This is a genomic window from Pseudomonas fluorescens, assembly GCF_902497625.1.
GTDB lineage: Bacteria > Pseudomonadota > Gammaproteobacteria > Pseudomonadales > Pseudomonadaceae > Aquipseudomonas > Aquipseudomonas fluorescens_BQ.
Map to the genome: position 1 here is coordinate 235,407 of NZ_CABVGX010000002.1, position 17,992 is coordinate 253,398.

21 protein-coding genes are annotated in these 17,992 nt (G+C 60.4%); 9 read left to right on the forward strand and 12 right to left on the reverse strand.

Annotated elements, in window-relative coordinates; all coding sequences use genetic code 11:
- Positions 1-101 precede the first annotated feature (101 nt).
- The gene (locus F8N12_RS02455) at positions 102-1,325 is read left to right on the forward strand and encodes a methyl-accepting chemotaxis protein (RefSeq protein ID WP_412072127.1); all 1,224 of its coding nucleotides are present in this window, start codon (positions 102-104) and stop codon (positions 1,323-1,325) included.
- Between the two features lie 142 nt (positions 1,326-1,467).
- Here the strand turns inward: F8N12_RS02455 and F8N12_RS02460 are convergent, their stop codons facing one another.
- The 3 genes from F8N12_RS02460 to F8N12_RS02470 form a co-directional block, all read right to left on the reverse strand.
- The gene (locus tag F8N12_RS02460) at positions 1,468-1,704 is read right to left on the reverse strand and encodes a DUF2789 family protein (protein WP_150579011.1); all 237 of its coding nucleotides are present in this window, start codon (positions 1,702-1,704) and stop codon (positions 1,468-1,470) included.
- A 209-nt stretch (positions 1,705-1,913) separates the two neighbouring features.
- Positions 1,914-2,144 carry a hypothetical protein gene (locus F8N12_RS02465; protein WP_150579012.1) on the reverse strand — a complete coding sequence of 77 codons (231 nt, stop codon included), beginning with the start codon at positions 2,142-2,144 and terminating at the stop codon, positions 1,914-1,916.
- Between the two features lie 158 nt (positions 2,145-2,302).
- Complete coding sequence (locus F8N12_RS02470) at positions 2,303-2,551, reverse strand: hypothetical protein (RefSeq protein WP_150579013.1); 249 nt, start codon at positions 2,549-2,551, stop codon at positions 2,303-2,305.
- A 430-nt stretch (positions 2,552-2,981) separates the two neighbouring features.
- On the opposite strand from F8N12_RS02470, the gene F8N12_RS02475 reads away from it, so the two are divergent.
- The 4 genes from F8N12_RS02475 to F8N12_RS02490 all read left to right on the forward strand — a co-directional run bounded on the left by F8N12_RS02475 (position 2,982) and on the right by F8N12_RS02490 (position 5,343).
- Complete coding sequence (locus tag F8N12_RS02475) at positions 2,982-3,431, forward strand: hypothetical protein (protein WP_191623098.1); 450 nt, start codon at positions 2,982-2,984, stop codon at positions 3,429-3,431.
- The gene (locus tag F8N12_RS02480) at positions 3,431-3,634 is read left to right on the forward strand and encodes a hypothetical protein (RefSeq protein WP_150579015.1); all 204 of its coding nucleotides are present in this window, start codon (positions 3,431-3,433) and stop codon (positions 3,632-3,634) included. The genes F8N12_RS02475 and F8N12_RS02480 overlap by 1 nt, the downstream gene beginning before the upstream one ends.
- A gap of 116 nt (positions 3,635-3,750) precedes the next feature.
- A complete protein-coding gene (locus tag F8N12_RS02485; protein WP_150579016.1) occupies positions 3,751-4,767 on the forward strand; it encodes an ABC transporter substrate-binding protein in 1,017 nt (338 codons plus the stop codon).
- 138 nt (positions 4,768-4,905) lie between these two features.
- Positions 4,906-5,343 carry a DUF3995 domain-containing protein gene (locus tag F8N12_RS02490; RefSeq protein ID WP_150579017.1) on the forward strand — a complete coding sequence of 146 codons (438 nt, stop codon included), beginning with the start codon at positions 4,906-4,908 and terminating at the stop codon, positions 5,341-5,343.
- A gap of 16 nt (positions 5,344-5,359) precedes the next feature.
- On the opposite strand, the gene F8N12_RS02495 is transcribed toward F8N12_RS02490, so the two are convergent.
- The 7 genes from F8N12_RS02495 to F8N12_RS02525 form a co-directional block, all read right to left on the reverse strand.
- The gene (locus F8N12_RS02495; protein ID WP_150579018.1) at positions 5,360-5,722 is read right to left on the reverse strand and encodes a Na+/H+ antiporter subunit G; all 363 of its coding nucleotides are present in this window, start codon (positions 5,720-5,722) and stop codon (positions 5,360-5,362) included.
- Positions 5,719-5,997, reverse strand: coding sequence for a K+/H+ antiporter subunit F (locus F8N12_RS02500; protein ID WP_028623084.1), 279 nt, complete (start codon positions 5,995-5,997; stop codon positions 5,719-5,721). Before F8N12_RS02500 ends, F8N12_RS02495 begins: the two co-directional genes overlap by 4 nt.
- The gene (locus tag F8N12_RS02505; protein WP_150579019.1) at positions 5,994-6,482 is read right to left on the reverse strand and encodes a Na+/H+ antiporter subunit E; all 489 of its coding nucleotides are present in this window, start codon (positions 6,480-6,482) and stop codon (positions 5,994-5,996) included. The genes F8N12_RS02500 and F8N12_RS02505 overlap by 4 nt, the downstream gene beginning before the upstream one ends.
- Positions 6,479-8,164 carry a monovalent cation/H+ antiporter subunit D gene (locus F8N12_RS02510; RefSeq protein WP_150579020.1) on the reverse strand — a complete coding sequence of 562 codons (1,686 nt, stop codon included), beginning with the start codon at positions 8,162-8,164 and terminating at the stop codon, positions 6,479-6,481. Before F8N12_RS02510 ends, F8N12_RS02505 begins: the two co-directional genes overlap by 4 nt.
- Positions 8,161-8,505 (reverse strand): Na+/H+ antiporter subunit C, encoded by a 345-nt coding sequence (locus F8N12_RS02515; protein WP_007986256.1) that lies wholly within the window; start codon positions 8,503-8,505, stop codon positions 8,161-8,163. Before F8N12_RS02515 ends, F8N12_RS02510 begins: the two co-directional genes overlap by 4 nt.
- Positions 8,505-11,423 carry a monovalent cation/H+ antiporter subunit A gene (locus F8N12_RS02520; RefSeq protein ID WP_150579021.1) on the reverse strand — a complete coding sequence of 973 codons (2,919 nt, stop codon included), beginning with the start codon at positions 11,421-11,423 and terminating at the stop codon, positions 8,505-8,507. Before F8N12_RS02520 ends, F8N12_RS02515 begins: the two co-directional genes overlap by 1 nt.
- A 174-nt stretch (positions 11,424-11,597) precedes the next feature.
- A complete protein-coding gene (locus F8N12_RS02525) occupies positions 11,598-12,614 on the reverse strand; it encodes a DMT family transporter (protein WP_150579022.1) in 1,017 nt (338 codons plus the stop codon).
- Here F8N12_RS02525 and F8N12_RS02530 point away from each other — a divergent pair.
- The gene (locus F8N12_RS02530; RefSeq protein WP_150579023.1) at positions 12,609-13,172 is read left to right on the forward strand and encodes a helix-turn-helix domain-containing protein; all 564 of its coding nucleotides are present in this window, start codon (positions 12,609-12,611) and stop codon (positions 13,170-13,172) included. The two genes, F8N12_RS02525 and F8N12_RS02530, sit on opposite strands and share 6 nt — an antisense overlap.
- 54 nt (positions 13,173-13,226) lie before the next feature.
- Positions 13,227-14,657: an FAD/NAD(P)-binding protein gene (locus F8N12_RS02535; RefSeq protein ID WP_150579024.1), complete on the forward strand. Its 1,431-nt coding sequence runs from the start codon at positions 13,227-13,229 to the stop codon at positions 14,655-14,657.
- A 244-nt stretch (positions 14,658-14,901) separates the two neighbouring features.
- Here the strand turns inward: F8N12_RS02535 and F8N12_RS02540 are convergent, their stop codons facing one another.
- Together F8N12_RS02540 and F8N12_RS02545 are read right to left on the reverse strand one after the other, a co-directional pair.
- Positions 14,902-15,642: a response regulator gene (locus F8N12_RS02540; protein WP_150579025.1), complete on the reverse strand. Its 741-nt coding sequence runs from the start codon at positions 15,640-15,642 to the stop codon at positions 14,902-14,904.
- Between the two features lie 40 nt (positions 15,643-15,682).
- Complete coding sequence (locus tag F8N12_RS02545; RefSeq protein ID WP_150579026.1) at positions 15,683-16,576, reverse strand: LysR family transcriptional regulator; 894 nt, start codon at positions 16,574-16,576, stop codon at positions 15,683-15,685.
- Between the two features lie 137 nt (positions 16,577-16,713).
- On the opposite strand from F8N12_RS02545, the gene F8N12_RS02550 reads away from it, so the two are divergent.
- Both F8N12_RS02550 and F8N12_RS02555 read left to right on the forward strand, forming a co-directional pair.
- A complete protein-coding gene (locus tag F8N12_RS02550) occupies positions 16,714-17,769 on the forward strand; it encodes a polyamine ABC transporter substrate-binding protein (protein WP_224787661.1) in 1,056 nt (351 codons plus the stop codon).
- 21 nt (positions 17,770-17,790) lie between these two features.
- The coding region (locus F8N12_RS02555; RefSeq protein WP_191623096.1) for an arginase family protein at positions 17,791-17,992 on the forward strand (202 nt) is incomplete at its 3' end.

Sequence of the window (17,992 nt, forward strand, 5' to 3'; positions counted from 1 at the left end):
CACTGTCCGCTGCCGGCGTTGCCTTCTCGGTGCGGCAACTGGCCGACAAACTGCAGTCGCAACTCGACGCGGCGGCGCGGATTGTCAGCAACGCCGAAGTGATGATCGCCACCGAACAGGCCACCTCGAGCCTCAGTCGTGACGCGTTGAGTGCGGCCAGTGAAGCGCATAAAAGCAGCGCGGCCGGCAGCGCCGAGCTGAGCGAATCGATCACGCGCATGCATCAGCTCAGCGAGCGTGCCAACGGCAGTCGTGAATTGATCGAAGCGCTCAGCGTGCGCAGCGACGATATCCAGCGAGTGACGCTGGTGATCCAGTCCATCGCCAGCCAGACCAATTTGCTCGCGTTGAACGCAGCCATCGAAGCTGCCAGGGCAGGGGAGCACGGTCGTGGCTTTGCAGTGGTGGCCGATGAGGTGCGTGGACTGGCGGCGCGTACCGCCACTGCGACCGGTGAGGTCGGGGAGATGGTCGCGGATATTCAGCACCGCACGGCACAAGTCGTCGAGCAGATTCGCCAGCTGTCCAGCGACCTCGACACCGGTGTCGAGCAGGTTGAACGCACTGGTGCGCATCTGCACAACATCGCGCGTCTGGCGGCGGGGGTTGAGCGTCAGGTTGGCGAAATCGCCAACGGTGCCAATACCAATCGCGAGCAACTTGACAGTCTGTTTCACGCCATCGAACAGATGCGCAGCGACCTTGCGATCAGCGACCAACAGACCCGGCGCCTGGCGGAGGCGGCAGTGCAGATGGAAGGCCAGGCCGAAACCATCAGCGAGCGCCTCGCCGAAGTCGGCCTGGATGATTACCACCAGCGAATCTACGACCTGGCCCGGGAAGGGGCGAATCAGATCGCGGGGCGTTTTGAGACGGATATCGACGAAGGCCGCGTTAGCCTCGACGACTTGTTCGATCGTAATTACCTGACCATTCCCAACACCAGCCCGGCAAAATTCCAGACGCGTTTTGATCGTTATACCGACCAGGTTTTGCCGGCGATCCAGGAACCGTTGCTGCCGCGGCACGAAGGCCTGGTATTCGCGATTGCCTGCACCCAGCAAGGTTATGTGCCTACGCACAACAAAGTGTTCAGCCAGCCGCTGACCGGCGATGTGCAGGTGGATACCCTGCAAAACCGCACCAAACGAAAATTCGCCGATCGCACGGGCATTCGCTGCGGCAGTCATCAGCAGGCGGTGCTACTGCAGACCTACACTCGGGACACCGGCGAATTGATGCACGACCTGTCCGTGCCGATCACCGTGAAGGGTCGGCATTGGGGCGGTTTGCGATTGGGATACAAGCCGGAAAATCCACGTTGATGCCAGGCGCTGTGTTGTCCAGGAGCTCAAAATGCATGAGACGTGTTGGCTTGACCCAAACCCGTACGAGTTGGCGAGCTGGCGATTGCGACGTTGAATGTCACGCCGTCATCGCTGGCAAGCCAGCTCCCGTAAAGGCGTTTTATTTGCCGTCGTGCAAGCGTACGTTCAATTCGTCGACCATCATGGCTTCTTCGCCGTCGGCCCGTAGCCAATCCTTGAGAAGCTGAGCTTGATGCGGTTCCCAGAAATCCGCTTCTGACACCTTGGTCTCTGGCGCGAGTTGATGGGCTTCAATGAAGTCATCAATGGCGCTCCCTTCAGTCGGCAGGCCCAGTTGCGCAAACAGGGTTTCCAGATTATTTGCAGGCAAGTCCATGTGTATCTCCTCAGGAAATTCCGGTCGCATCAAATACGCGATCGACAAATGCGTTGTCATTGCATCTGAGGGAGTGGCGCGCCGAGAGTTCGAACCGGTTTGAGCGATTCCACAAATGGATGAAGCGCTGGGGCGTAAATTGATCTGAAATGTCTGTGTTCTGTTTCCCGATCCAGCGATTCCGCCTTCTTCGAACCCACCCTGGCTCGTCAGGCTTTCAACGCGCCTGCATCGACGGCAGCTTTGAGCTCCAGTGCCGACTGTGCCGCAGCAACAGCCGCGAGGTCGGCCGTTTTGAACCAGCGATCTTTCTCGACCTGATGATAGGTCACTGTCGTTAGCGGCGGTTTTGCACGCATCATGATGACGGCCTGGAATTCGCCTTCGACTTCTCTGGCTTCGCCCCGGATAAAAAATTCACCGATATCAAATTCCGTCACTTAGCAGCCTTCCCTTGGAAATTGTCTGTTGTGTTGGAAGCCGCCCGGCCCGGGGCGGATCCCTTTGGTATCGCGCAGTATGGCAGTAGTTGTCTGCCGGCGGCTGAGTTAAGTCGTCGGCATGACGAAGCGTCATCGAAACGAGGTGGGCAAGGCGTTCAGCGGCGGCACTCGAGTGCCCGCGCGAGGGCGCATGCTTCATTGTGGTTGCTACGGAAACCTCTTACATGCCCTGTGGAAATTTCCTTGATATGGAAGAACGCATTGCCCGCCAATATCACATGATAGCGTGGGCTCATCTGCTGCTCCGGGGGTTCGGTTGCAACGTAGAAGACCGCCGAATGCAGTGTCGAACCGTTGTGCGAAGGTGTTGCCGGGGTCGGAATGGTGTGGGTCAGGTTGCTCATATGAAGTCCTTTTCGGTGTTTTACCGACGTGTGTACATAGTTTTGAGTAGTCTGCGAGAGCATCGCTGCTCTAGAATCACCTTCACTGGCTGGCGATTGATCACATCTAAAGCAATTTTTTGCCGCCGATATGTAAGAAAAGTGCCTTTTCAAGAGCGTCTTTTCCTTAAGATTGGTAATCCGTTTTTTTCTGGCAACCGACAGCGCTTTTTCCTTCAGATTTTGACGAAGGCACGGCGAGACGACGCGCAGGACTTTCCATTAGTCTTCACGCGCTTCGCGAAGAATGAGTGCGCAACTCATCTCGGGCTGCCAACCGGGTCACTAGGCGACACCATCGGTATTGCCGCTTTTTTCTGCCGTGCGTTTTTCTGCGTCCGGCATCATTTTCAAATGTGGGGATGTTTCCTTGGCAGTAAGTAATCTCGATATGCATGCTTTGTTCGTGCTGGGTGATTTGCGAGCGAAGCTGGTTAAACAGTTCCAGTCGCGTTTTGTTTACGTCACCGAACAAAACGCCGAAGGCATTTACATTGCCGAACTCGACACTGAGTCCGCCTTGGTGGTGGACGACAAGCCCGGGCTGAAACTCAAGGTTGGCGATCATTTCAGCGCCGCCGTTTTGCCAAGTCGCGAAGGCGGGAAACTGGAAATCCGCTTTCGCGAAATCAAAATGACGGTATATGGGCTGGGCGACTATGCCTTTGTCACCACGGCCGACGGCGAGGCGGTGATTTTCAAGGAAGGCCACAGTGTAGTGATGGTGTTCGCTGCTCACCAGCAATTGCACGAGGGTCTGACCAAGACACTCAAAGCGGTGACTGCCAAAGCTGCCAAGTGGCGTAAAGGCGAGCTCATCACCTTCAAGGCGAGTGAGTAATGCCCCTGACTCGTGCCGATTTTCATGTCCAGAACCTGGCAACTGCTCAAGCGGAAGCCCAGCGTCTGTTCAGTCAAAAAGTCGTGCTGCAGGGTGCATGGCTGGGTTGGGTCGCATCGCAGATCTACACGTTGCAGCCGGCTGAATACGCCAGCATGGTTCGCAGAGAACTGGCGTGCCTGCAGGACACTAGCGAAAAATAATCCGTGACCCTCGAAAGCAGGAACCTCTACTACAGTCAGGTGACTGAGTATTCTGAGGCTTGCGGTCTTCGTCAGGCCATCCTGCTATTGCGATGAACAGCACGAGGTGCAGAAGCATGAACGGATTTCGCCGGTTGCTGGCCGCTACATTGGCCGCTTTCAGTTTGTTGGTTTCACCCACCCCGGTCTTCGCTGCACAAGCGCCGATCCACTTCGCCGATTTGAACTGGGAGAGTGGCAGCCTGATCACCGATATCCTGCGCATCATTGTCGAGAAGGGCTACGACCTGCCGACCGATACGCTCCCGGGCACCACCATCACGCTGGAGACCGCGCTGGCCAACAACGATATCCAGGTCATCGGTGAAGAATGGGCCGGTCGCAGCCCGGTCTGGGTCAAGGCTGAGGCCGAGGGCAAGGTCGTTGGTCTCGGCGATACCGTCAAAGGCGCGACCGAGGGTTGGTGGGTTCCGGAATATGTCATCAAGGGCGATCCGGCCAGAGGCATCAAACCGCTTGCGCCTGACTTGCGTAGCGTCAGTGATCTGCACAGGTACAAGGACGTGTTCAGCGATCCGGAAACACCGGGTAAAGGCCGCTTCCTCAACAGCCCGATCGGCTGGACGTCCGAAGTGGTCAACAAGCAGAAACTCAAAGCCTATGGCCTGGACGACAGCTATGTGAACTTCCGCAGCGGCTCCGGCGCGGCGCTGGATGCGGAGATCAGTTCGTCGATCCGTCGTGGCAAGCCAATACTGTTCTATTACTGGTCGCCAACGCCATTGCTGGGCCGCTTCAAGCTGATCCAGCTGGAAGAGCCGGCGTTCGATGCGGAGGCCTGGAAAACGTTGACCGACGCTGATAACCAGAATCCGAAACCGACCCGTTCACTGGCTTCGAAGCTGTCCATTGGCGTGTCCACGCCATTCCAGAAACAATATCCGCAGATCGCCGAGTTCTTCAGCAAGGTCGATTTCCCAATCGACCCTCTGAACAAGGCGTTGGCGCAAATGAGCGAAAAACACACGCCACCGCGTCAGGCCGCGGAGGCGTTCATGAAGGCTCATCCTGATGTCTGGCAGGCGTGGGTACCGAAGGATGTGGCTGACAAGGTGACGGCCGGGCTTAAATGAATTTACCCGGGCGGGTGTGATGGCACCTGAGTGAGCAAAGCTTGCTCAGGAAAGCTTTCAAGTTTGCACCTGCTCCCGTGCACTTCGAAAAATGCCGACTAGGATGATTGTTCAAATCCTTTTTCGGGATCCTTGACCATGACGTTTCTGTTGGCTCAATGGCTGGTGGCGATCTTCGCGGCGATCAGCTTGATCCATGTGTATTGGGCGCTAGGCGGTCGGTGGGCGGCCATTGCAGCAGTGCCGCAGGTGCTGGAGGAAGGTGGCAGCCAGGCGCGGCCAGCGTTCCAGCCCTCGGGCTGGATCACGCTGCTGGTGGCATGCGCACTGTTGATGATTGCCGTGCTGGTGTGTCTGCGGGTCGGCTGGTGGTTGCCGGCGGTGGCGCATTCATCGCTGCAATGGGTGATCAGCGCTGTGGCCCTGATGATGTTCGCCCGAGCGATCGGCGACTCGAATCTGGTGGGTTTTTTCAAACAGGTAAAGGGCTCGCGGTTCGCCCGGCTGGATACCTGGGTCTACTCCCCGTTATGCGTCGTCCTGGGCGCCGGGTTGTTGGCTGTCGCATGGATGTAACCCGACATCCGCTCAACTAGCTGCGACCTTCCTTGTGCCGACTGCTCACCTCGGCCGGCACATCGTCCCCGGCCATGCGCTTGCGAAACAATGCCGCCCGCGCCAGCAGCAGGGTGGTCACCGGCACGGTAATCGCCAGCAGGATCGGAATCAGCCAGGCATGCAGGACAGGGGCAGATTTCAGCGCGGAGAAGTAGATGATCGACGCCAGCGCCGCACACCAGGCGCCCAGCGTCGAGGCCAGCGCGGGTGGGTGCATGCGTTGGAAGTAATCCTTCAGCCTTACCAGGCCAACAGCACCCAACAGCGCAAACAGGCTGCTGAGCACGAGCAGGATCGCCACTGAAATTTCCACCCACACAGACAGTTCGGCGTTCATTCGATCACCTCGCCACGCAGCAGGAATTTCGCCAGGGCAAACGAGCCCACGAAGCCGAACAGCGCAATCAGCAGCGCCGCTTCAAAGTAGGTGTCACTGGCATAACGAATACCCAGGGTCAGCATCATCAGCATCGCAACGATGTACAGGTAATCCAGCGCCAGGACCCGATCCTGCGCCGACGGGCCTTTGAACAGGCGCGCCAGGGTCAGCACCATCGCCAGCGAAAAAATGAACAGGCTCAGCAGGATCGCATTCGACAGCAGCGGGCTCATTCGAAGATCTCCATCAATGGACGCTCGTAAGTGGCCTTGAAATGCTGGATGAACAGCGCTTCATCCTCCAGATCGAACACGTGCAGCAATAAAATGCTGCGGTCCAGCGCCAGTTCCGACCAGACGGTGCCGGGCACCACCGTGCAGATCATTGCCAATGCGGCCAGGCCGTTGGCATCGTGCAGGTCCAGCGGCACTTTGATAAAAGCCGAACGCGGCGGCCGGTGACTGGCATTCAGCACGCCCCAAGCCACGGCGAGGTTGGACTTCACCACATCGTAAAGCACCAGAAACAACAGCCGCACAATCATGTCGGGCCGACGAATTCGCGTCGGCAATGGCCGCAACTTGCGCATCATTACCGGCGCACAAACCCCCAGCACGGCGCCTAGCAGCAGGTTGCCGGGGCTCAGAGAGAGGTTCAGCAGCAGCCACAGCAGCCACAGCGCCAGCGACAGCCATGGAGCAGGAAACAGACGCTTCATGGCAGCTCCTCCACCAACGCAGCTCTGGCTTCAGGGCTGGGTACGGCGCGCGTGCCCATGACCGCAATCACGTACTGCTGCGGGTTGTTCAGGGCTTGTGCCGCGGACTGGGTGTAACGCAGCAGCGGTTCGGCCTGGAAGGTCAGCGCCACGCTCAAAGCCAGCAGCGCGATGATCGGCAGACATTCAAACAGGCGCAGTGCCGGCGACGGCCGTTCTTCCGGCGTCCAGAAGCGCTGGATACCGACCCGGGAAAACGCGATCAGCGATGCCAGGCCGGACAGGATCAACAGCGCCAGCAACCCCCACGCCGCATTCGACACCGGTTCATCCGCGCTATTGCCCAAGCCCAGCGGGTTGAGGAGGGCGCTCAGCAGGCCGACCTTGCCGATAAAGCCGGACAGAGGTGGCATGCCGATGATCAGTAACGCGCAGGCAATGAAACTCAAGCCAAGGAAGGCCATGGTCCAGGGAATCACTTGACCGACAACGGCTTTCTGCTCGTCATCGAGGTTGATGCCTTTGGGCGGTTGCAGGGATTCCATCGGCCGCGCAATCAGGTCGCCGTCGTCGTACAGGGGCATTTCGTTGGCTGAGCGGGAGCGCTCGATCAGCTCGGCAAGCAGGAACAGCGCACTCAATGCCAAGGTCGAACTGACCAGATAAAACAGCGCCGCGCCGATCAGGTTCGGCTGGGCAAAACCAATGGCCGACAGCAGAATCCCGGCTGACACCAGAATGCTCAGACTGGCCATGCGCTCCAGACGTTGTGCGGCAAGTATCGCCACGGCCGCGCAGACAATGGTCGCCATGCCGCCGTAAATGAGCCAGTCGCCACCAAAGTACGCCGATGCTCCGGCCTGCCCGGAGAACAGCAGCGTCCACAAGCGCAGCAAGGTGTAGACGCCGACTTTGGTCATGATCGCGAACATCGCCGCCACTGGGGCGCTGGCGGAGGAGTAGGCGGGAGCGAGCCAGAAATTCAGCGGCCACATGCCGGCCTTGGCCAGGAACGCCACGGCGAGAATCCCCGCGCCGGCGTGCAACAAACCGCGATCGGCTTGCGGCACCAACGGGATTTTCAGCGCCAGGTCGGCCATGTTCAGTGTGCCGGTGACGCCGTAGATCAATGCCGCGCCGATCAGGAACAGCGAGGACGCCAGCAGGTTGATTGAAATGTAGTGCAACCCGGACGACACCCGCGCGCGCCCCGAACCGTGCAGCATCAGGCCATAAGAGGCGGCGAGCAGCACTTCAAAGAACACGAACAGGTTGAACAGGTCGGCCGTCAGAAAGGCGCCGTACAGGCCCATCAGCTGAATCTGAAAAAGCGCGTGAAAACTCGAACCGGCACCGTCCCAGCGAGCCATCGCAAACAGCAGGGCACTGACGCCGATGATGCCGGTGAGCACCAGCATCATTGCCGACAACTGATCGACCACCAGCACAATCCCGAACGGCACTTGCCAGTTGCCGGGCAGGTAGACGCCGATCGAGCCGGGCACGCCAGTCGATTGCGTCCATTGCAGTAAAAGCGCCGAGATACCCAGCCCGACCAGGCTGGACAGCAGGTTGATTCGAGCCTTCAGCGGGCGGTGTTTCTCGCCCAGCAGCAGCATTACAGCGGCGGTCAGCAGGGGCAGCAGAATCGGTGCAGCGATCAGGTGGGTCATTGCATTCATTCTTTAGGCTCCCGGCCGTCCACATGGTCGGTACCTGTCAGGCCCCGCGAGGCCAGCAGCACAACGAGGAACAACGCCGTCATGGCGAAGCTGATGACGATGGCGGTCAGCACCAAAGCCTGTGGCAGCGGATCGGTGTAATGCAGAAGATCCTGGGGCACGCCATCCTTGATGATCGGCTCCTTGCCGATGAACAGGCTGCCCATGCTGAAGATGAACAGGTTGACGCCATAGGACAGAAGGCACAGGCCCATGACCACCTGAAACGTTCGGGGGCGCAGGATCAGCCAGACCCCGGACGCGGCCAGAACGCCGATGGCGATTGCGATGACTTCTTCCATCAGACGGCTCCCTTGGTGGCAACGGATTTCGGCAAGGTCGCGGTTTTGTGGCCCCGCACCGATTGGTGAGCGATGGCCGTGAGGATCAGCAGCGTTGAACCGACCACCACCGAGTACACCCCGACATCAAAGAACAAGGCGCTGGCGATGTGGATATCGCCGAGCAGCGGCACGCTCAAGTGCCAGGTGTGCGTGGTCAGGAACGGGTAACCGACTGCCATCGCGCCAAGCCCGGTGACCGTTGCGAACAGCAGACCGGTGCCCATCCAGCGTAACGGCCGCAGGTTCATTTGTGCCTCGACCCACTGAGTACCGGCGACCATGTATTGCAGAATGAACGCCACCGACATCACCAGCCCTGCGACAAACCCGCCGCCCGGCTGATTGTGGCCGCGCATGAACAGGTAGGCGGACACCATAAACGCGATCGGCAACAGCAGGCGCACCAGCACCGCCGGCACCATCATGAAGCCCAGCGCGGTGTCGCTGGCCGAGCGCGGGTTGACCAGGTCGGTCGCCACGTCTGGCGCGAGCAAACGTTGTTGAGTCGGCAGCTGCAGGCTTTCCTTGGGCGGGCGGAAGCGTCGCAGCAGGGCGAAAATGGTGAGCGCGACGGCCGCCAGCACGGTGATTTCACCGAGGGTGTCAAAGCCACGGAAATCCACCAGCATCACGTTGACCACGTTGCTGCCGCCGCCTTCGGGCAAGGCACGGCTGAGGTAGAATGAGGAAATATCGTTGGGCGTCTGCCGCGTGAGCATCGCGTACGACAGCAACGCCATGCCGCCACCGACCGCCATCGACAGCAGCAGATCGCGCAGTCGACGGATGCGCGCCTTGCGCAAGGTGCTCGGTAGCGGTGTGACTTCTTCGATCCGCCGCGGCAACCAGCGCAAGCCCAGCAGGATCAATACGGTGGTCACCACTTCGACTACCAGTTGGGTCAACGCCAGGTCCGGCGCCGAGAACCAGACGAAAGTGATGCACGTCATCAAGCCGCAGACGCTGACCATGGTCAGGGCCGCGAGCCGGTGATATTTGGCCTGCCACGCCGCGCCGAGTGCGCAGGCAATCGCCAGTACCCAGAGGGTTACGAACACGATCGACCCCGGGATCTTCGGTCGATCACCCCAACTCAACTGGCTGTGCAGCATCGGGATCAATCCGGCCAGCACGGCCGCCACCACCATGAGGAACAACTGGGTCTGCAGGCGCTTGGTACTGACGCGGCGTTCAATCCGTCGTGCCAGGCGCATCATGACCACCTGGCTGCGCTCGAACATGCGCTTGCCATTGAAATGGACCACCACCGGGGGGTATTTGAAGCGGCCGCGTTTGAGCTGATTACGCAGCAACAGATACAGCACGATGCCGCCAGACATGGCGACCAGGCTCATGATCATTGGCGCATTCCAGCCGTGCCAGATCGCCAGGCTGTATTCCGGCAGTGTCCCGCCTACAACCGGCAGGGCGGCGGCGGCCAGCAGCGGGCCGACCACCTGCGCGGGGAAAATCCCGACGATCAGGCAGGCGAACACCAGCAACTCGACTGGCGCACGCATCCAGCGCGGTGGTTCGTGCGGGGTGTGCGGCAGGTGGGTGGCGGTGGGACCGAAGAACACGTCGACGGTGAACCGCAGCGAGTAGGCGACGCTGAAGATCCCCGCGATAGTCGCGACGATCGGCAGTGTCAGCTCGATCCAGGCGGTCGCATTGATGAACACGGTTTCCGCGAAAAACATTTCCTTGGAGAGAAAGCCGTTCAACAACGGCACGCCTGCCATCGAGGCGCTGGCAACCATCGCCAGGGTTGCGGTGAACGGGATCAGCTTGATCAACCCGCTGAGCTTGCGAATGTCGCGTGTGCCGCTTTCGTGGTCGATGATCCCAGCCGCCATGAACAGCGAAGCCTTGAAAGTGGCGTGGTTGAGAATATGGAACACCGCAGCCACGGCGGCCAAGGGGCTGTTCAGCCCGAGCAGCAGGGTAATCAACCCGAGGTGGCTGATGGTCGAATAAGCCAGCAGCCCTTTGAGGTCATTCTGGAACATCGCGCAGTACGCGCCAAGCAACAGTGTGCAGGCGCCGGCGCCGCTGACGATGTAGAACCATTCTTCACTGCCCGACAGCGACGGCCACAACCGGGCCAGCAGAAAAACCCCGGCCTTGACCATGGTCGCCGAGTGTAGATACGCCGACACCGGCGTCGGGGCGGCCATCGCGTGGGGCAGCCAGAAGTGGAAGGGAAATTGCGCGCTTTTGCTCAGGGCACCGATCAGGATCAGCGGCAGCAGGATGGGGTAGAGGGTGTGGGCGCGAATCAGTTCGCCGGCGGCCAGGACCGTATCGAGGTCATAGCTGCCCACCACATGGCCGAGCAGCATGACTCCCGCCAACAGGCACAACCCGCCCGCGCCTGTGACCATCAATGCCATGTAAGCACCACGGCGCGCATCGGCGCGGTGATGCCAGTAGCCGATCAGGAGGAATGAGAAGAGGCTGGTCAGCTCCCAGAAGAACACGATCTGGATCAGGTTGCCGGAAATCACCAGACCCAGCATGGCACCCATGAACGCCAGGAAAAAAGCAAAAAATCGCGGTACCGGATCATCCGGCGACATGTAGTAACGGGCATACAGCGACACCAGCGTGCCGATCCCCAGTACCAGCATCGAGAACAGCCAGGCGAAGCCGTCCATGCGCAGGACGAAGTTCAAACCGAGACTGGGCAACCAGAAAAATTCTTCACGAATGACCCCGCCATCGGCAATCTGCGGGTAGAGCAGCGCCACCTGGATGGTGCCTATCAAGGCCACCACACCAGCCAGCAAAGATTCGGTATTACGCGCGTTGTGCGGCAGCAGGGCTGCCAGACAGCTGCCAGCAAAGGGCAGAAGCAGTAGAACTATCAGGGACATAGGCTTCTAATCTGCGGAAGTTTGTGAAGCATCATACGTGCCAGTCCCCGGATCGCCAAACGCCAAGCTGTCGCAGAATCCTACAAGATAGTGGGAAAAGTCCTGTATTTCATTGTTTCATGGGACCGCATCGAGTTTCGCATGTGACCGTTCATACGCTGTCTATCTGCGCGCTCACACCTGGTTTTCCTGCTCTAACGCTTGACTGACCTCGACTTTTTTACCCTTGGTCTTTAACTCACTGACGATCACCGCCGCCACAATCAGCCCCGCGCCGAGCAATGCTATGGCCGGCAAACGCTCGCCTGCGAGCCGCCCGACAATCCCGGCCCACACCGGCTCGGCAGCGTAAATCAAGGTCGCGCGGGTTGGCGAAACGCTTTTCTGCGCCCAGTTCATCGCGACCTGAATCGCCGCACTCGCGGCTCCCAGGCCCAAGGCGCTGCTCAGCAGGAACCACGAAAAATCGGGGATCACTTCCTGAGTCGGCACCACCATCAGGAACGCCAGCACCGATGTGGTCGCCAACTGCACCACTGTCACCCGACGCACATCGACCTGGCCGGCGTAGGCGCTGATCAGAATTATCTCGGCGGCGATCGCCACCGCGCTGATCAGCGTGACGATTTCACCCGGGCTGAAATTGAACGACGCACCCGCCGGCCCGGACACGAGCATTAATCCGGCGAAAGCCAGCATGATGCCGATACTTGGCATCAGCCCCGGGCGCCGACCCAATACCAGCCATTGCAGCAAAGGCACGAACGGCACGTACAGCGCGGTGATAAATGCGGACTGGCTGCTGGGGACGCTTTGCAGTCCGACGGTTTGCAAGCCGTAACCGAGCATGATCGCTACACCGATGAATGCGCCCGCCCTGAGTTCGAACATCGTCAGATCGCGCAGATGCCGCCAGGAAAACAGCGCAACGATCAACGCCGCTGCAGTGAATCGAAGGCCGACAAAAAACATCGGGCCGCTGACCGTCATGGCCTGTTGCACCAGCAGGAACGTGCCGCCCCAGACCATTGTGATGACCACCAGCACGCATTCGGCTTTACTCAAGCGAGTTAAGCGAGGAAGGGGAGGCAACGATGTCATGGTCTTGCGCGCCATCTGATGGAGACGCACAATGCGCCGAGAGGTGCGCAGTATAATGCCCAACCCCACCCAGTGAGCAATATAGTGCACAAAGATTCCAGCCAGCGAGCTTCCGTCCTGCAGCACGTCAGCCTCAACGTTCGACGCCTGCGCCATGCGGCCGACATGAGTCAGACCGCGCTGGCCGAAAAGTCCGGGGTCAGCCGCCGCATGCTGGTGGCCATTGAAGCGGGCGAGAAGAACGTCAGCCTGACCACCCTCGATCGCGTGGCTGAAGCGCTCGACGTGGCGTTCAGCGATTTGATCCAGGCGCCCGACGCGCGCGATCCAAGCCGTATCAATGAGGTGGCGTGGGCCGGAACAATCCCGGGCAGCAAAGCGGTGTTGCTGTCCAAAGCCACCGCAACTCGTGAAGTCGAGCAATGGGAATGGTGTCTGCAACCGGGGGAAGTCTATCCTTCGCAACCTGATGCCGAAGGCTGGAGTGAGCAGATCTACGTCTTTGCAGGTTGCCTGACGCTGATGTTAGGCGACGCTCCACATGAAATCGCTGCCGGCGAGTTCTACATGTTTGCCAGCAACCAGCCGCATGCTTATCGCAATGACGGGCCGGTGGCGGCGCGGTTTGTGCGTAATGTGGTGATATAGCGTTCTGGTTGTCTGCAGAACTTCTATTTGAGGACACCGACCCGTGAGACCGGCATGAGTAAAATCGACAGCGCAGTGGTGCCAGCCGCCATTCGCCACGCAGACATCCTGATCATCGGCGGCGGCCTCAGCGGCACCCTGCTTGCGGCGCAGCTGTTGCGCCTGCCGGGCAAGCGCTCGGTGCTGGTGATCGAATCCCGCTCTGAACTTGGTCGGGGCGAAGCGTACAGCGCTGTCGAACCTGGTCATACGCTCAATGGCAATGCGGCGCGGATGAGTGTCGACCCCGACAACCCTGATGACTTGACGCAATGGCTCACCGCCTATATTGCCGCTGGCGGCTGGCCACAATCCGATGAGCAGCACGTGCCGGTCTGTGAGCTGTTTCCGCCACGGGGGATTTTCGGCCTGTACGTACAGCAGCGTCTGGCTGAGGCGCGGGCGAAGGGCGCTGGCCAAGGTTCGACCGTTGAACACGTGCAGGCTGAAGCGATTGACCTGCAGATCGATGATGATCGGGCATTGCTGACCCTCAGTGACGGCCAGCAATTAGAGAGCGCTCGCGCGGTGCTGGCGACGGGCATGTTTGCCGCTGCGCGCACGCCGCAGACAGATCCGAGCGGCGTCAACGCTGCCGCGCTGGATCCGTGGGACATCGCTGCCATGCGTGAGCTTGATTCGCTATCGACGGTGCTGATCATCGGCTCCGGCCTGACCATGGTCGACGCGGTGGTGTCGCTGGAGCAGGCCGGGCACCGTGGACCGATCGAAGTGTTTTCCCGGCATGGGTTGCTGCCGCACGTGCGTCGCCAGCCTCCGGCCTGGGAAGATTTTCTCGCTGCCGACCAGAGCATTTGCACGCCGCGCCAGCTGGTGCGCGAGTTGCGTCGCCATTGCCGGGATGCCACTGCGCAAGGCATCGACTGGCAGGCACCGCTCGACACCGTGCGGGCGCACATTGGCCGCCTGTGGAGTCAGGCGACGGACGTTCAGCGGCGGCAGTTTGTGCGGCATGTGCGGCCCTGGTGGGAAAGTCATCATCACCGCTCGCCGCCGTTGAGTGCACAGCTGGTAGAGCGACTGCTTGGAGAAGGGCGACTGCGCATTCAGGCCGCGTCGTTCAAAGGTCTGGAGCCGTCCTCGACTGCTGGGGTGAGCATTCGCATTCGTCGTCGTGGCGAGGCGGATACCGATGTGGTCAGCGGCGCGGCGTTGATCAATTCCAGCGGCATTGAGTACGACTGGCGGCGAGTTGCGCGACCGTTGCCGCAGCAGTTGCTGGCGCGCGGATTAGTTCAGCCGGGGCCGTTGGCGTTGGGTATCGCTGCGGCAGTCGACGGCGCAGTGTTGAACGCTGACGGCAAGGTCGCCAGTCGCCTGTTCGCCATGGGCCCGCCCTTGCGCGGTATGTGGTGGGAAAGCACAGCCGTCACCGACGTCGCCAGCCAGGCCAAAGCCCTCGCCATCCGGCTGGTCAACCTGTAGCGCTGTGTAGCAGCTGCCGAGCCTGCGAGGCTGCGTTCGAGCGCGCAGCGCTCGCCAAGTTTTAGGCGCGCTGATGAGTGTGAGATCAGACACATCGTCGGCGACCGCTGCGCGCTCGAACGCAGCCTCGCGGGCTCGGCAGCTGCTACGGGATTTTGCGCGTTTGGACGCGGGTTCGCGGGCTCGGCAGCTGCTACGGGATTTTTGGGGGGCTGCACCTCCACGCTGGCGGTGCAGGTTTGATTTACGACTGCGCGCCGAGCATCTCCACCGGATAGGAAAATACGTAGCCTTCGCTGCGCACGGTCTTGATGTAGGTCGACTCTCGGGAATCGTCCATCAACCGTTGGCGCAGACGGCTCACCAGCAAATCGATGGAGCGGTCGAAGAGGTCGGCGTCGCGGCCCTGGGTCAGGTTGAGCAGTTGATCGCGGCTGAGCACCCGTTGCGGGTGGTCGAGGAATACGCGTAGCAAGCGGTACTCGGCGCCGCTCAGCGCGACCATCGTATCGTCCTCATCGAGCAAATGCCGAGCGGTGGTGTCCAGGCGCCAGCGGCCGAAACCGAGCAGGCGCCCGCTTTCCGTGATCAACAGGTTCGGCGGCAGCATCCGGGTGCGGCGCAGGACGGCGTTGATCCGCGCCAGCAATTCGCGGGCGGCGAAGGGCTTGGTCAGGTAGTCGTCGGCGCCCATTTCCAGGCCCAGGATGCGGTCGGTTTCATCGGTGCGGGCAGTGAGCATCAGGATCGGCGTGGCTTTGTGCTTGCCTGCACGCAATTCGCGGCACAGTACCAGGCCATCATCGCCCGGCATCATCAGGTCGAGCACGATCAGGTCGACGGTATTGGCTTCGAGAAAGCTGCGCATGTGGCGGCCATCGGCGACCACGGTGGTGCGCAGGCCGTTTTTCTTCAGGTAATTGCCCACCAGCTCGCGGATCTCACGATCGTCATCCACGATCAGAATGTGGTTTACGTGCTCCATCGCTCTGTCCTCTTGTTGTTCATCCGTTGCTGCGCGCAATTCAGGCAAAGGCCGTCAGTAGATCTTGCTCCAGCGCTTTGTGCGCGTCGCCGGGTATCTGCGCACGATGACGGGCCAGATGAAACGCCACCTCGAAACTCATGTCGCTGCGACGCACCGCTTTGAGCAAGCCTAGGTCCTCCCAGCTGCGGGCGAAATGGCTGGGCAAATAGCCGACGTGCTTGCCGGAGAGAATGAAGGCGAGGGTACCCTCGACTTGCTCCGAGCGCGCCGAGCAGCGCTGACCCTGAAAAGGCTCGTCGCTGCGCAGGAAACGGTAAGGATGATCCACCCGGTCGCATGCCTGCAGAGCTTGATCGTCCGGTGCCTCATTATTGAATAGCGGGTGCCCGTGGGCACAATACAAATGTTGGGTTTCGCTGAACAGCTGCCGGTAGTCAAATGCACTTTGCACCTGTGAGAAATAGCCGATCGCCAGGTCCAGCCGCTGTTGCAACAGCAGACGCTCCATCTCCGCCGGCATGGCGCTGATCAGCTCGATCCGCACCGACTCGTCACGTTCCCGAAACCGCCCGATCGCGGCCGCCACTTTCTGCAACACCGAGGGCGCCAGCGCTTCCGAAAAGCCCAGACGCACTTCGCCGATCAGGCGACCGGCGACGCCGTTGGATTGATGCCGGAACGCTTCAATGGATTGAAACAGCTCACGGATCGAACTCAGCAGTTGCTCGCCTTTTGGCGTGACGCTGAACCCACCTTTGCCGCGACTGCACAGCCGGTAACCGAGGCGGGTTTCCAGCTTGGCCATCTGCTGGCTGATGCTCGACTGGCTCAGGCCGAGTTCGCCCTGGGCTGCGCTGAAGCCGCCGCATTCCACCACGCAAACGAACAGACGCAGCAGTTGCAGATCCAGATCATGCACTTGACCCAGCATCAAACATTACTCCCGGATAAAGTCAGGATGATAAAACCTGAATTTTTTCAATGTATCTGACGGTGCATCCTGCCACCACTTCCCTTGGTCAGGTACTCGTCATGTTTTCTGCGCTCAAGTTCTGTCTACCCGCGTTGATGCTGACGGCGGCCGTGTCGGCGATGGCCGCGGACAACGTCGTCAACCTGTACAGCTGGTCCGATTACGTGGCGCCGGAAACTTTGCAGCGATTTGAACGGGAAACCGGCATCCGGGTGCGCTACGACACGTTCGATTCGCCGGAAGTCCTCGAAACCAAACTGCTCACCGGCGGCAGCGGTTACGACGTCGTCGTGCCTTCGTCCAGCGTGTTAGCGCGGGGATTGGCAGCCGGCGCGTTGAAAGCCATCCCCCGTGAAGGCCTCAAGGGTTACGCCAATCTTGACCCGGATTTGCTGGAGAAGCTTGCTGCGGTCGATCCAGGCAATCGCTACGGCGTTCCCTACACTTGGGGCACGCTGGGTTTGGGGATGAATGTCGAAGCGCTGAAGCAACGCTTGCCGGACGTACCGCTCAACAGCCTCGACCTGTTGTTCAAGCCCGAATATGCCAGCCGGCTGAAGGACTGCGGCATTGCCATTCTTGACTCGCCGCAAGAGGTCATCGGCCTGGCACTGCATTACCTGGGGAAAGATCCCTACAGCACGGACAAACACGATCTGTCAGCCGCGCAGGCGTTGCTCCATCAGCTGCAGCCTTCCGTGCTGTACGTCGCCACTGGTCGACAGATCAGCGATCTGGCCAATGGCAGTGTGTGCCTGGCGCTGACCTACAACGGCGACGCCAGTATGGCCGCCGATCAGGCGCGCAAGGCCGGCAAGTCGTACCAGATCGCCTATCGGATTCCGCGAGAAGGCACGCTGGTGTGGCAGGACAACCTGGCGATCCCCAAAGATGCGCCGCATCCCGAGGCCGCCCGGGCGTTTATCGAGTTCATGTTGCGCCCAGAGTCCGTCGCGGCACTGACCAATACGTTGTTTTTCGCCACCGCCAACCAGGCCGCGACACCGTTGGTGGATGCAGTGGTGCGCAACGACCCGGACATTTTCCCGCCTGCCGAGCTGCGCCAGCGCCTGTATGCCGATCGCAGCATGAGCCTCAAGGACCTGCGCCAACGCACCCGGCTCTGGACCACTTTCCGTAGCCGCCAATAAATTCATAAGAAGGAGCATCTGATGGACGTCCCGATGCAAAACGATCAGGCCATGACCCGCGACAGTTTGTACGGCACTGCCGCCGAAAGTACCTACGCCGGGATCACCAGTTTCATGCGCCGTCGCTACAGTCGCGATCTGCGCGGCGTGGATGTGGCGGTCAGTGGCGTGCCGTTCGACACCGCCACCAGCAACCGCCCCGGCGCGCGCTTCGGGCCACGGG